This window comes from Cytobacillus massiliigabonensis, assembly GCF_900199725.1.
In the GTDB taxonomy this organism is placed as follows: domain Bacteria; phylum Bacillota; class Bacilli; order Bacillales; family Cytobacillaceae; genus Cytobacillus; species Cytobacillus massiliigabonensis.
Genome location: NZ_LT904904.1, coordinates 747,400 through 760,652 on the forward strand (window position 1 = coordinate 747,400; position 13,253 = coordinate 760,652).

Annotated in this window: 12 protein-coding genes and 1 tRNA gene; 11 read left to right on the forward strand and 2 right to left on the reverse strand. The window is 39.0% G+C overall.

Features of this window, described 5'->3' with window-relative positions; genetic code table 11:
• Positions 1-77: 77 nt before the first annotated feature.
• The 4 genes from rapZ (at position 78) to C1726_RS14735 (ending at position 3,352) form a co-directional block, all read left to right on the forward strand.
• Positions 78-971: an RNase adapter RapZ gene (gene rapZ / locus C1726_RS14720; RefSeq protein ID WP_102273853.1), complete on the forward strand. Its 894-nt coding sequence runs from the start codon at positions 78-80 to the stop codon at positions 969-971.
• Positions 968-1,948, forward strand: a complete 981-nt coding sequence (locus tag C1726_RS14725) for a gluconeogenesis factor YvcK family protein (RefSeq protein WP_102273854.1) — start codon at positions 968-970, stop codon at positions 1,946-1,948. The genes rapZ and C1726_RS14725 overlap by 4 nt, the downstream gene beginning before the upstream one ends.
• 170 nt (positions 1,949-2,118) lie before the next feature.
• Complete coding sequence (gene whiA, locus C1726_RS14730; protein WP_102273855.1) at positions 2,119-3,060, forward strand: DNA-binding protein WhiA; 942 nt, start codon at positions 2,119-2,121, stop codon at positions 3,058-3,060.
• A gap of 34 nt (positions 3,061-3,094) precedes the next feature.
• Positions 3,095-3,352: an HPr family phosphocarrier protein gene (locus C1726_RS14735; RefSeq protein ID WP_102275818.1), complete on the forward strand. Its 258-nt coding sequence runs from the start codon at positions 3,095-3,097 to the stop codon at positions 3,350-3,352.
• 533 nt (positions 3,353-3,885) lie between these two features.
• Here C1726_RS14735 and clpP read toward each other — a convergent pair.
• Positions 3,886-4,491 (reverse strand): ATP-dependent Clp endopeptidase proteolytic subunit ClpP, encoded by a 606-nt coding sequence (clpP, locus tag C1726_RS14740; protein WP_102273856.1) that lies wholly within the window; start codon positions 4,489-4,491, stop codon positions 3,886-3,888.
• A 270-nt stretch (positions 4,492-4,761) separates the two neighbouring features.
• Here clpP and C1726_RS14745 point away from each other — a divergent pair.
• Together C1726_RS14745 and C1726_RS14750 are read left to right on the forward strand one after the other, a co-directional pair.
• Positions 4,762-4,833, forward strand: a tRNA-Arg gene (locus C1726_RS14745).
• Positions 4,834-5,493: 660 nt separating this feature from the next.
• Positions 5,494-5,934, forward strand: a complete 441-nt coding sequence (locus C1726_RS14750; protein WP_102273857.1) for a cell wall hydrolase — start codon at positions 5,494-5,496, stop codon at positions 5,932-5,934.
• A 543-nt stretch (positions 5,935-6,477) separates the two neighbouring features.
• Here C1726_RS14750 and C1726_RS14755 read toward each other — a convergent pair.
• Positions 6,478-7,455: an exonuclease domain-containing protein gene (locus tag C1726_RS14755; protein WP_102273858.1), complete on the reverse strand. Its 978-nt coding sequence runs from the start codon at positions 7,453-7,455 to the stop codon at positions 6,478-6,480.
• A 199-nt stretch (positions 7,456-7,654) separates the two neighbouring features.
• Here C1726_RS14755 and rpoN point away from each other — a divergent pair, with 199 nt between their 5' ends.
• From rpoN to C1726_RS14780, 5 genes are all read left to right on the forward strand, one after another.
• Positions 7,655-8,986: an RNA polymerase factor sigma-54 gene (rpoN, locus tag C1726_RS14760; RefSeq protein ID WP_102273859.1), complete on the forward strand. Its 1,332-nt coding sequence runs from the start codon at positions 7,655-7,657 to the stop codon at positions 8,984-8,986.
• Positions 8,987-8,999: 13 nt separating this feature from the next.
• Positions 9,000-9,257 carry a glutaredoxin family protein gene (locus C1726_RS14765; protein ID WP_102273860.1) on the forward strand — a complete coding sequence of 86 codons (258 nt, stop codon included), beginning with the start codon at positions 9,000-9,002 and terminating at the stop codon, positions 9,255-9,257.
• A gap of 116 nt (positions 9,258-9,373) precedes the next feature.
• Positions 9,374-10,396 carry a sugar-binding transcriptional regulator gene (locus tag C1726_RS14770; protein ID WP_102273861.1) on the forward strand — a complete coding sequence of 341 codons (1,023 nt, stop codon included), beginning with the start codon at positions 9,374-9,376 and terminating at the stop codon, positions 10,394-10,396.
• 45 nt (positions 10,397-10,441) lie between these two features.
• Positions 10,442-11,449, forward strand: a complete 1,008-nt coding sequence (gene gap / locus C1726_RS14775) for a type I glyceraldehyde-3-phosphate dehydrogenase (RefSeq protein WP_102273862.1) — start codon at positions 10,442-10,444, stop codon at positions 11,447-11,449.
• Positions 11,450-11,684: 235 nt separating this feature from the next.
• The gene (locus C1726_RS14780) at positions 11,685-12,869 is read left to right on the forward strand and encodes a phosphoglycerate kinase (protein WP_102273863.1); all 1,185 of its coding nucleotides are present in this window, start codon (positions 11,685-11,687) and stop codon (positions 12,867-12,869) included.
• Positions 12,870-13,253 lie beyond the last annotated feature (384 nt).

Below are 13,253 nucleotides of genomic sequence, written 5' to 3' on the forward strand. Positions count from 1 at the left end.
ATGGTATCGAGCATGCTTGATAAAAAATCTGGGCACATTTACGCCAAGGCGAAATTGATATACAGGGGGAAACATAAATGAGTACAGGCGCAGTGAATGAAACGCAAATGGTCATTATTACAGGGATGTCAGGCGCTGGAAAGACAGTTGCCATTCAAAGCTTTGAAGATCTAGGATTCTTTTGTGTGGATAACCTGCCGCCAACACTCTTGCCTAAATTCCTTGAACTTATGAAGGAATCAGGGAATAAGATGAATAAGGTTGCATTAGTAATGGACCTTAGGGGACGTGAATTCTTTGATCACCTGTTCAAAGCGCTTGACGACCTTTCAGAGACTTCCTGGGTCACCCCGCAAATTCTGTTCTTAGATGCAGATGATTCCACATTAGTTAGAAGGTATAAGGAAACAAGGAGATTTCACCCGCTTGCACCTTCTGGGCTTCCTCTTGAAGGAATTAAGCATGAACGTGAGCTCTTGGAGGAATTAAAAGGGAGAGCACAGCTCATTTATAATACGACGCGATTAAAGCCTAGAGAACTTCGAGAAAAGATACTGACGGAATTCTCCGTAAATAAGACAACCTTATTTACTGTTAACGTGATGTCATTTGGTTTTAAACATGGAATTCCAATCGATGCTGATCTAGTTTTTGATGTGCGCTTTCTTCCAAACCCTCATTATATCGAACATATGCGGCCAAAAACGGGATTGGATGAAGAAGTTTCAACTTATGTATTAAAGTGGTCAGAAACACAGAAGTTTCTTGAAAAGGTCACCGAGCTTCTAAGTTTCATGCTTCCTCATTATAAAAGAGAGGGAAAAGCCCAGCTCGTTATTGCCATTGGATGCACTGGCGGTCAGCATCGTTCGGTAGCCCTGACAGAATATATTGGGGATTTCTTCAAGAATGAGTATCACACACGGATTACACATCGTGATATTGAGGGGAGAAGGGAAAAAGAGAGATGAAAAACAGACAGCCAAGAATTGTCATCATCGGAGGAGGAACAGGATTACCTGTTCTATTAAGGGGACTGAAGCAGTATCCTGTTGATATAACTGCTATCGTAACTGTTGCTGATGATGGAGGCAGTTCAGGGAGACTGAGAAATGATTTACACATTCCTCCTCCCGGTGATATACGCAATGTTTTGGCAGCACTGTCTGATGTGGAGCCACTGATTGAAGAAATGTTTCAGCATCGTTTTAAGACGTCTAATGAACTATCTGGGCATTCACTTGGAAATTTAATTCTAGCAGCAATGACTTCGATTACGGGGAATTTCGTTCATGCGATTCAGGAAATGAGTAAAGTATTGAACGTTAGAGGGAAAGTCTTACCTGCCGCTAATCAAAGTGTTGTTTTACATGCGGAGATGGAAGACGGGACAGTCGTGTCTGGAGAATCCAAAATTCCTTACTCCGGGAAAAAAATTAAAAAAGTATTTCTAACACCTAAACATATTAAACCTCTTCCTGAAACGATCTCGGCAATAAGGAAAGCTGATTTAATCATCATTGGTCCAGGAAGTTTATATACAAGCATTTTACCTAATCTGCTCGTTCCAAAGCTTGGGCATGAAGTATGCCGTGCCAAGGCGAAAAAGGTGTACATTTGCAATCTCATGACCCAGGCAGGAGAGACATTTAACTATACAGCTAGCGACCATGTAAAAGCGATTTATGATCATATGAGCTGTGCTTTTATGAACACAATTCTTGTCAATAGCGAGGATATTCCGGTCGATATTCAGGAGCGCTATAGTGAAGAAATGTCAAAGCCAGTTATCTTTGATACAGAGCGTCTTCAGGAGCTAGGACTGGAAGTCATTCCAGGGGAAATCGTGTGTGAAAAAGCCGGTGTGATTCGCCATGATACAAAAGTCGTCGCAGAAATGTTATATTCATTACTTATGGATGAAATGAAAAAAAGAAATATGAACTAGATGAATTAGCGGAAGTTGCGCTTTTCTATCTGTCTAGCTCCGGGCGCCATCGGCTCGAGGTCATAAGTCAATCCGGCAAGAAGGTTAAAGAACAACCTTCCAGCCGGCTCGCCTTATGCTTGTCGCCGATAAGCGGGCGCCCTACGCTTTTCTAAAAGGGTGGTGAGAATATGTCTTTCGCTTCGGAAACGAAAAAGGAATTAACGAATCTGGAGGCAAAGGATTGCTGTGGAAAAGCGGAATTGTCAGCGCTTATACGTATGAATGGCTCGCTTTCATTTTCAAACAGAAAATTAATCGTTGATATTCAAACAGAAAATGCAGCGATTGCTAGAAGAATTTATATCCTGATTAAAAAGAATTATCATGTACAAGTAGAGCTTCTCGTTCGAAAGAAAATGAGGCTGAAAAAAAATAATGTCTACATTGTACGTTTATCAGAGAAGGCCAGAGAAATTCTGGATGACTTAAAAATAATAAGCGAGGGTTTTGTTTTTACCCACAATATTTCGGAATCATTGATTAAAAAGAAGTGTTGTAAGCGTTCTTATCTTCGCGGCGCCTTTCTGGCCGGAGGATCTGTCAACAACCCAGAAACTTCATCTTATCACTTAGAAATTTCTTCACTTTATAAGGAGCATAACGACTCTTTATGTGAATTGATGAATACATTTAATTTGAATAGTAAAACGCTTGAGCGAAAAAAAGGCTTCATTACGTATTTAAAGGAAGCTGAAAAAATTACTGAGTTTTTGAGTGTTATTGGGGCTCATAATGCACTGCTCCGATTTGAAGATATACGGATTGTCCGTGATATGAGAAACTCAGTGAACCGGCTAGTTAATTGTGAAACAGCGAACTTAAATAAAACAATTGGTGCTGCCATTCGCCAAGTCGAGAATATACGATATATTGACGAAACCGTTGGGCTACATATATTGCCAGATAAGCTAAGGGAAATTGCTGAACTGCGGGTAGCCTATCAGGATGTTACTTTAAAAGAGCTGGGTGAAATGGTTTCTGGGGGAAATATAAGTAAATCAGGCATTAATCATCGTTTAAGAAAAATAGATGAAATTGCTGACAAACTGCGAGCAGGGGAATCGCTTTAAAAAATTTTGATTCTATATGGGAGGAAAGGAAGAAATGTTGGAAAAACAGGTTGAAGTAAAATTAAAAACAGGATTGCAGGCACGGCCTGCGGCACTTTTCGTGCAGGAAGCCAATCGATTTTCATCGGATGTCTTTCTTGAAAAGGATGGAAAAAAGGTAAATGCAAAAAGCATCATGGGCTTGATGAGTCTTGCTGTCAGCTCAGGAACCGTCATTACTTTAATTGTAGATGGTAAAGATGAAGCAGAAGCACTTGAAGAGCTGTCTAGTTATATTCAAAAGGAAAATTAATTTTTTTGTAAAAGAGCGGTTGTCCAATAAGTCTATATTCAGACTATTGGACAGCGCTTTTTTTATTTAATGAAGGTCCTATACGAGTACAATCATATGCTCATATTCAAATAAAAGGTCAGTTCTAGTTCAAACGGAACTCAATCAGGTTCATTGGCTCCAGGAAATAGTTAATTTTAGAATGAACTGAACTCAATAAGATCTATTGGCTCCCGAAAATGGTCAATTTTAGAATAACCTGAACTCAATAAGGCCAATTGATTCCTCGAAATGATCAATTTTTGTAAGCGACAACGAAAAGTGTGTAATCGTGCTCATGATCGAACAAATAGCCTAAAAGGAGAGATGAATAAATTAATAGAAGTACTAAAATTTTCTAATAATCCGCCCTTTTTGGACAGCCTCTTTTTTTCGGTAAAATGAGAAAGTTGCTAGATAAACGTCGTGGATGCTCGATGGAATTAAAAAACTTCTAAAAAAAAGAGATAAAAAAACACATGAGAATTCGTGCACGAAATCTCATGTGTCTTTTTTTATTTATCTTTCTTATCCGCAGCAGGATTACGTGTAATAATTTTATCCACTAATCCGTATTCTAATGCTTTTTCAGCAGTCATAAAATTATCGCGGTCTGTATCCTTAGCGATCACTTCAAGCGGCTGACCTGTGCGTTCTGCTAAAATTTTATTTAGCTTATCACGAAGGAAAAGAATGCGTTTAGCTGCAATTTCAATTTCAGTTGCTTGCCCTTGAGCTCCGCCTAGTGGCTGGTGAATCATGACTTCACTGTTAGGAAGAACGAAACGCTTGCCTTTTTCACCAGCTGCAAGCAGGAATGCACCCATAGAAGCAGCCATACCTGTACAAATCGTTGATACATCTGCTTTAATGTACTGCATTGTATCATAGATTGCCATACCAGCCGTGATGCTTCCGCCCGGGCTGTTAATGTATAATGTAATATCTTTCTCAGGGTTTTCAGCTTCTAAGAATAATAATTGTGCTACAATCGAGTTGGCAACATTATCATCGATTGCACTGCCAAGCATGATAATGCGATCTTTTAAAAGACGGGAGTAAATATCGTAAGCGCGCTCTCCACGGTTTGTTTGTTCAATAACTGTAGGGATTAGGTTCATCTTATTATTCCTCCTTTAATTAAGTAAGGGTAACATACAAATGCCATATATTTTTCCATTGATGTATGTAATCTCATGATACACTGTTGGTCAATAAAGGTCAAACAATACACTTCACCAAATCAGGATTATTATTCGACATCTTCCTTCTAATCTATATCTCCGTTTCCATCATTCCCGCTCTTCCGTTTTTTAAACAAAAGATTCCTTGCAAAGTTTGAAAAAATCGCATATAATCTATATTTGTAACGCAAATGCAAATTACACAATGCCCTCGTGGTGCAACGGATAGCACGTGAGATTCCGGTTCTTAAGATGTGGGTTCGATTCCTGCCGAGGGCGCTTATAGTATTGATATGTATGGGTTTTTCAAGTATTTCGGTTAGGAGTGTCCAACTTTTGTCCGAGTATATTGAAAAACCCATATTTTATTTCACTCTATTTTCTCTAACCAAGCACTCATAAAATGAAAATAGAAATTTGGGTCGTTTTTTCATGTACATAACCCATTCTGACCGAATTTTATTCCATTCTTTTAATCTCTTAATTGTAAAGTCATCAAGTGCAATTACTTGTTCTCCACTTTCTCCTGTTTTCGTAGTTGGTTTTTACAACATACTCTTTAGACTCTCTAACAAGTGTTTTATCAATATTTAACTATTGGCTTCTATAATCTATATCATTTAACGGTAGGGCGTAAATTTTGCTAATATGGGCTCCTGTAGCGACTAAAAGATAAGTTATATATAAGTTGGATATTCAATTAGCCAGTCCTTTTTAGCATGCTGGATCAATTCAAGATACTGCTCTAACTCAAGAAATTTCTTTTTTGTTTTGACTCTTTCTTTGGGGTAACTAACTCTTGATGCAGGGTTCTTATGCATAAGGTCTATATCCATCGCTTCTTTAAAAGCTTTAAGTGTATATAACTAAGTAATTATATTACATAAATAATGACATGAATGTAGGTTATTTTTCATACTATATTTTTGGGGTGGAAAAATGGCAAGAGCAAAATACCGAAGTTCAGACGTTGACTTAATGGCAAGGATGATGAGAGCAGAAGCCGAAGGTGAAGGGCAACAGGGAATGTTATATGTTGGAAATGTAATTGTGAATCGACTTGTAGCTAATTGTATAGACTTTATAGGTTTAAGAACAATTCCACAGGTCATTTATCAAGTACAAGGAAATAATTATGCTTTTGAAGCTGTTCAAAAAGGGAATGTATTTTATCAAAGAGCGAGAGGTGTTGAAAGAAGATTGGCAGAACAGAATTTGAAGCACTGGAGACAGCATCCGGCTAGATATGCCCTTTGGTATTTCAATCCCTATGGGCCATGTCCTCCAACATGGTATGATCAACCTCATACTGGTCAATTTAAAAACCATTGTTTTTATGAACCAAAACCTGGAACATGTGATAGTGTTTATAGAGGTTAAGCATACTCTTTGAGTAAGCTTTTTTACGTGTAAAATATTTATATAATATAAAACTTTTAGTAATAGTTTTTATCTAAAAAAGTTAGAATGTGAATTTTTGTACTTAAGCTAATGGGTTACTTTCCTTTAATAACAATCTTAAAATATGGGTTGTTTACCTACTATTGTATAGATTTTTTATACTCTTAATGTGGGTTCGATTCCTGCTGAGGGTGCTAGTTTAAAATCAATATGTCATAACAAAAAGCCGAAAGCCCAAACAAATCATGGGTTTTCGGCTTTTTACTAGGCTTTGTTATTTTTTATTGGTGATTTTCATGTATATATTAGGCGGAGAATTTCCGCCTAATATATAAAGAGGAAGCTTAAAAGGCAGATATAAGCGGAGATATTCCGCTTAACTGCTCTAAAAAAGTCAAAATCCAAAGGTTTGAATAATATAAGCGGAAAAACTCCCTTTATTATTAAGGAAATATGTGTATTTCCCGACTTAACCGGAATTTTTCAGTTATTTTTCGAAATTTTTTACTAAAAGGAGTATGCCTAGTTTATTACATATTTTTTTCGTACGATAGACGATAAAATTAAGCGGCAATCCAGCAGTTTTCTAAATTTAGTTTCGGTGATAATTTCAAGTTCTTTCCCTTCTTCAATTAACTCATAAGCCTTTCTTTCCTTCGTACTTAAACCGCTGCTTCCAACAAGGAAATGATCCTGTTTTCCAACTACAAGATAATTTGTTTTAGAACTTACTCCACTTTTAATGATTCCGCCTAAGTTCACTACTCTTTGCATGGCTTCCTCACGATTCATTTTTAATTCACCAGTGAAAACGAAATTCTTCCCATAAAAAGGGTGGTGGATATCAAAATCGTTCGTAGATGGAACCATGTCTTTTGTGGATAATTTAGCAAAATTCTTTTTTCTCTTCTTAAATTCAGTTTGAATCTTTAATTCTGAGAATCGCTTTACCGGTATTGAATTATACGTACTAATATAGGTATGGATCGATTTCCTTCTTTTGGTTTCAATGCATGTTAAAACTAATTCCGCACATGCCCTCGCATCATCTAAAGCGTTATGGTGATTAGTAAGAGTGATGCCAAATCTTTCTGTGCGGTCTTTTAATGAGCTGCCAATGCCTTCACCGCTGCAGGCGCGAGTACTTATTGGAATGCTGCACACATAGTCGAATTCAGGAGCTTCAATGGAATAGGTTTTCAAGCAATTCTTCAAAACATTCATATCGAACTGCGCATTATGTGCGACAAATAAACTCTCATTATGAAAATAATGGCTAATCTCCCCCCACACTTCATCAAATTTTGGTGCGTTCTTTAAATCATCAAAAGAAAGACCATGTATTTTTGACATCTCTGGATCGAGTTCAAGGGAAGGCGGCTGAATGAGAAAATACTTTTCGTTAATGATTTCATTGTTCTGAATGAATACCATTCCTAGAGAACATGCACTGTTCATGTGGTTATTGGCGATCTCAAAATCAATCGCAATGAAGTCCATTTGTTTTCCTCCTCTTGTTTGAAAAATTCTATTAAAAAAGGGCTTGTATGCTTAAATCATTGAAGAATCTTCTCTATTATTATAAAGTGATTGAAGCACCCGCTCCATCACATTTTATTTTCAACAGATCCCCATGCCAATATTTTTCCATACAACATTCCTTCACGTTATTGTAAAATGAACACGAGGGGGGATTAAAATGAACTTACAAGCAGGGTTATGGCAGCAGCAAACTTTGAAGCTAACGATGACGCAAGAGCTAACGCAGGCAATTGCATTGCTGCAATACAATACACAGGAGCTTTCTGCATTTTTAGAGAATAAAGCATTGGAAAACCCCTTATTGCAGATTGAGCCTGGCAATGTGCAAGCCATGGACCCCCGGAAGGATCGAGTAAAGCCAACTCGCAAGAAAGTGGATAAAGATAAACAAAACTGGATTGAACAGATTGGGGAAACTGTGACGTATTTAGACGAATATTTAAAGTCACAGGTAGATCTCAATCGATTAACTATAAATGGAAAAATAGTATTTGACTATTTAATCGAGTGTATCGATGAAAACGGTTACTTTCGTGCGGAGGTAAGCGAAGTAGCCCTTCATTTTAATATAACGGAAGCAGAAGTCTATGAACATCTTAACCTACTGCAAGGATTAGAACCCGCTGGGATTGGCGCCCGCAATTTGCAGGAATGCCTCTTATTGCAATTACGGCGCTGTGAGAAGAGGTATGTTCTTGCAGAAGAAATCGTAGAAAAGCATTTCCTTCCTTTTGCTGAAAAGAAATGGAAGGATATATCAAAAACTCTCAATGTAAAATTGAATGAGATTCAAGAGGTATTCGATTTTATTCAAACATTAAATCCAAGACCAGCTTCCTCCTTTCAACACGAAAAGTCTGCTTACATAGTGCCGGATGTTGTGATTAAATGGAATGGGGAATCCTTTACAGTCAGTATATATGATGAAGCATTGCCGAAAATTAGTTTTAACAGTGCGTACTATGAAAAGTTTTCTTCTAATCAAGATAAGACAGTCAATCGTTTTATTCAGGAAAATCAGCAGGATTATCAATGGATCATGAAGAGCATTGAGCAAAGAAAAGAAACATTAACAAAGGTCTCTTTGAAGATAGTGGAAAAACAGCGGGACTTTTTTATGAATGGACCTGCATATCTACGTCCGATGACAATGAAGGAGATTGCAGATGAGCTGGAGATTCATGAGTCTACGGTTAGCCGTGCAGTCAGAGAGAAATATGCACAAACCCCGTTTGGCACGTATGAATTAAGATCCTTCTTCTCCAGCACGATAAAGACGACATCAGATGAGAATACCTCGTCAAAGCAAGTAAAGACGATCATCAGTCAATTGGTGGAAGGGGAAAATAAACAAAAGCCACTGTCTGATCAGGAAATCGTTCGGTTGCTGGAAGAGCAAGAGGGGATGGTTGTTTCGCGAAGAACGGTTGCGAAATACCGGGATCAGCTCGGAATTCCTTCTTCATCTAAAAGAAAACGCTATGAATGAAGGGAGAATAACAATGAACAAACGTACACTAGTGCTCTATACACGAAGCCGCTGTTCATTATGTGATAAAGCAAAAAAGATCATTTTAGAATTACAGGAAGAATGGAATTTTATTTTAGAAGAAATTGATATTGATACGAGCGATAAATTGACGGAAAAGTATGGAATTATGATACCGGTGGTTGAAATCGATGGGAAAGAAATTCAATATGGACAAATTGATTATCTAACCATTAGTGAAGCGTTTTCAGAAAAAAGTAAATCTTTTTAATTGAATTCACTTATTACTCCTGTTAAAATGTAGTTATAGCAGGAGTGATTTTTTTTGCTTCAATCGGGACATAATATGTCTACGAGGGACAAAAAATGTCCAGGAGGATGAAATCAATGTACTCTTTAATTGATGTTCAAAAAAGATTATTGCCTGATTTATTAATCGTTATGCAAAAACGCTATCATATTCTTCACTATATTGGGCTAATGGAACCTGTAGGCAGAAGAAGCTTAAGTCTGAGTTTAGGCTTAACGGAAAGGGTATTAAGAAGTGAGGTTGAATTTTTAAAAGACCAAAATCTAATTGCCTCATCAACCGCAGGAATGAGTCTGACATCAGATGGCAAGGAATTGCTTGATAAACTAAGCAGTGTCATTAGAGAAATTTCGGGCATTAGTGCCATGGAGGAGAATTTGCAGCGTAAGCTAGGCATTCAGAAGGTTATCATCGTCTCTGGTGATTGCGATGAATCTCCTTGGGTGAAAACAGAATTGGGCAGAGCTGCTGCCAATCGGATGAAATCCAATCTTAAAGGGGAAAATATTATTGCTGTAACAGGCGGCTCAACCATTGCGGCCGTAGCAGATATGTTAACCCCATTAGAAGCAACGCAAAGCTGTCTATTTGTCCCTGCTAGAGGCGGAATCGGTGAGGATGTAAAAAATCAAGCCAACTCCATCTGTGCAGCAATGGCTGACCGGACGAATTCTAAACACCGTGTCCTATATATCCCCGATCAAGTAAGTAAGGAGATGTATGAATCTATTATTAAGGAACGGGAAATTAGCGAAGTTCTGAAAATGATCAAGTCAGCAAGCATGGTTTTACATGGGATTGGAGACGCTATTACAATGGCAGAACGCCGAAAATCTAGCATTGAAGCTCTGGCAAAAATTAAAGGTGCACAGGCAGAAGGGGAAGCTTTCGGCTATTATTTCAATAAAAATGGCGAGGTCGTCCATAAAGTTCAAACGATTGGACTCCAGCTGCAGGATCTTTCTGCTATTCCGGATGTCATTGCAGTTGCAGGAGGAAAAACAAAGGCAAAAGCGATTGCCGCTTATATGAAACAAGCACCGCAATCAACCGTACTCGTTACGGATGAAGGTGCAGCGAAATGTTTATTAGAAGGGTAAATCCCTTTTTCAATACAATTTTATCCTACAAGGGAGGAAGTTAAAATGGCAGTAAAAGTTGGTATTAATGGATTTGGAAGAATTGGTCGTGTAGTTTTTCGTGCAGCATTAAAGAACCCGAATATAGAGATTGTCGCAGTAAATGATTTAACAGATGCAAACATGCTGGCACATCTTTTAAAATATGATTCTGTTCACGGAACATTAAATGAAAACGTATCTGTTGATGGGGATTATCTTGTTGTTGGCGGACATAAAGTAAAAGTAATCGCAGAACGTGATCCTGCTCAGCTTGGATGGGGAGACTTAGGCGTTGAAGTGGTTATTGAATCAACAGGCCGTTTTACGAAGCGTGAAGATGCAGCAAAGCATTTAGAAGCTGGGGCAAAGAAAGTTATTATTTCTGCACCTGCAACGAATGAAGATATTACAGTAGTTATGGGTGTAAACCATGAAAGCTATGATCCAGCAAACCACCATGTCATTTCAAATGCGTCATGTACAACAAACTGTCTTGCGCCTTTTGCGAAAGTGCTGAATGATAAATTTGGCATCAAGCGCGGAATGATGACAACGATTCACTCTTATACAAATGACCAGCAAATTCTTGATTTGCCGCATAAAGATTACCGTCGTGCTCGTGCGGCTGCGGAGAATATCATTCCAACAACAACTGGGGCTGCCAAAGCTGTTTCCCTTGTATTGCCTGAATTGAAGGGCAAATTAAATGGCGGAGCAGTTCGTGTGCCAACGCCGAATGTTTCTTTAGTTGATTTAGTTGCTGAATTAGAAAAAGAAGTTACAGCTGAAGAAGTAAACGCAGCATTTAAAGAAGCGGCTGAAGGTGAATTAAAAGGTATCTTAGCATACAGCGAAGAGCCGCTTGTATCTGGAGATTATAATGGAGACCCTGCTTCATCAACGATTGATGCCCTATCTACAATGGTGATGGAAGGCAGCATGGTTAAAGTCATTTCTTGGTATGACAACGAAAGCGGCTATTCAAACCGTGTGGTTGACCTTGTAGAATACATCGCACAAAAAGGTTTATAAAGTGAATCTTCCATCAGTAGGGGAATTACTGCCTGTTAATCCGTGATAAAATTCCTTGGAATGTTTTAAACATATTGGAAATTGAAAGTGCAAACGTCTATAATGATATATGGTAAAGGGGAGCGGGGAACAAACCCCTCTCCTTTTTCTATGAAGAGTTTTCGCAATTATTTTTGCATGGGTGTAAGCCTAAGCAAGTACTACTTATTTGTAAACATGTGGGGGTCATTTTGCGATGAACAAAAAAAGCGTTAAAGATGTGGATTTAAAAGGGAAAAAGGTATTTTGCCGTGTGGATTTCAATGTACCGATGAAAGATGGCAAAGTGACTGATGAAACACGAATCCGCGCTGCACTGCCAACGATTCAATACTTAACAGATCAAGGAGCAAAAGTAATTCTAGCCAGTCATCTTGGACGTCCAAAGGGACAGGCAGTCGATGAATTGCGCCTGACACCGGTCGCTGCTCGTTTGTCTGAGCTTCTTGGAAAAGAAGTGAAAAAAGCAGATGAAGCATATGGAGATGCGGTTAAAGAAATGATCGGAACAATGAACGAAGGAGACGTTATGCTTCTTGAAAATGTTCGTTTCTATCCTGGCGAAGAGAAAAATGATCCTGAGCTAGCGAAAGCATTTGCTGAATTAGCTGATCTTTATGTGAACGATGCGTTCGGAGCAGCACACCGTGCACATGCTTCAACAGAAGGAATTGCTCATCATCTTCCAGCTGTATCAGGACTTTTAATGGAGAAGGAGCTAGAGGTGTTAGGAAAAGCTCTATCTAATCCAGAGCGCCCATTTACAGCGATTATTGGCGGGGCAAAAGTAAAGGATAAAATTGGCGTGATTGATAATCTGCTTGAAAAGGTAGATAACTTAATCATAGGCGGCGGCTTGGCTTATACGTTCGTAAAGGCAAATGGCCATGAAATAGGAAAATCACTTTTAGAAGAAGATAAGATAGATTTGGCAAAATCATTTATGAAGAAAGCCCAAGAAAAGGGAGTTAACTTCTATATGCCAGTTGATGCTGTCATTGCTGATGATTTCTCCGTAGAAGCAAACACAAAAACGGTTGCAATTGATGAAATTCCAGCCGATTGGCAAGCCCTTGATATCGGACCGAAAACGGCCGAAATCTACAGCGATGTGATCCAAAATTCAAAGCTAGTCATCTGGAATGGACCAATGGGTGTGTTTGAATGGGATAAATTTGCTGGAGGAACAAGAGCAGTGGCGGAAAGCTTAGCAGAAGCTAATGATACATATTCCGTTATTGGCGGCGGGGACTCTGCAGCAGCTGTAGAAAAATTCTATCTTGCAGACCGGATGAGCCATATTTCCACTGGCGGCGGTGCTTCCCTAGAGTTTATGGAAGGCAAGGCTTTACCTGGTGTAGTAGCGTTGAACGACAAATAGAAAAGCGGAAGCGGCTTGATCAGGGGCGACAAGCATAAGGCAGTCCAGCAGGAAGGTTGTACTTTAACCTTCTTGATGGAATGACTTATGACCTCGAGCCCCTAGGCGCTGCAGCTAGACAAAGAAAAGCGGAAGCGGCTTGATCAGGGGCGACAAGCATAAGGCAGTCCAGCGGGAAGGTTGTACTTTAACCTTCTTGATGGAATGACTTATGACCTCGAGCCCCTAGGCGCTGTAGCTGGACAAAGAAAAGCGGAAGCGGCTTGATCAGGGGCGACAAGCATAAGGCAGTCCAGCAGGAAGGTTGTACTTTAACCTTCTTGATGGACTGCCTTATGACCTCGAGCCCCTAGGCGCTGTAGCTAGACAAAGAAAAGCGGAAGC

Excerpts from the sequence above, each read along its gene's own strand:
- clpP (WP_102273856.1), bottom strand. The coding sequence starts at position 4,491 with ATGAACCTAATCCCTACAGTTATTGAACAAACAAACCGTGGAGAGCGC.
- whiA (WP_102273855.1), top strand. The coding sequence starts at position 2,119 with ATGTCTTTCGCTTCGGAAACGAAAAAGGAATTAACGAATCTGGAGGCA.
- gap (WP_102273862.1), top strand. The coding sequence starts at position 10,442 with ATGGCAGTAAAAGTTGGTATTAATGGATTTGGAAGAATTGGTCGTGTA.
- rapZ (WP_102273853.1), top strand. The coding sequence starts at position 78 with ATGAGTACAGGCGCAGTGAATGAAACGCAAATGGTCATTATTACAGGG.
- rpoN (WP_102273859.1), top strand. The coding sequence starts at position 7,655 with ATGAACTTACAAGCAGGGTTATGGCAGCAGCAAACTTTGAAGCTAACG.
- C1726_RS14765 (WP_102273860.1), top strand. The coding sequence starts at position 9,000 with ATGAACAAACGTACACTAGTGCTCTATACACGAAGCCGCTGTTCATTA.
- C1726_RS14725 (WP_102273854.1), top strand. The coding sequence starts at position 968 with ATGAAAAACAGACAGCCAAGAATTGTCATCATCGGAGGAGGAACAGGA.
- C1726_RS14770 (WP_102273861.1), top strand. The coding sequence starts at position 9,374 with ATGTACTCTTTAATTGATGTTCAAAAAAGATTATTGCCTGATTTATTA.
- C1726_RS14755 (WP_102273858.1), bottom strand. The coding sequence starts at position 7,455 with ATGGACTTCATTGCGATTGATTTTGAGATCGCCAATAACCACATGAAC.
- C1726_RS14750 (WP_102273857.1), top strand. The coding sequence starts at position 5,494 with ATGGCAAGAGCAAAATACCGAAGTTCAGACGTTGACTTAATGGCAAGG.
- C1726_RS14735 (WP_102275818.1), top strand. The coding sequence starts at position 3,095 with ATGTTGGAAAAACAGGTTGAAGTAAAATTAAAAACAGGATTGCAGGCA.
- C1726_RS14780 (WP_102273863.1), top strand. The coding sequence starts at position 11,685 with ATGAACAAAAAAAGCGTTAAAGATGTGGATTTAAAAGGGAAAAAGGTA.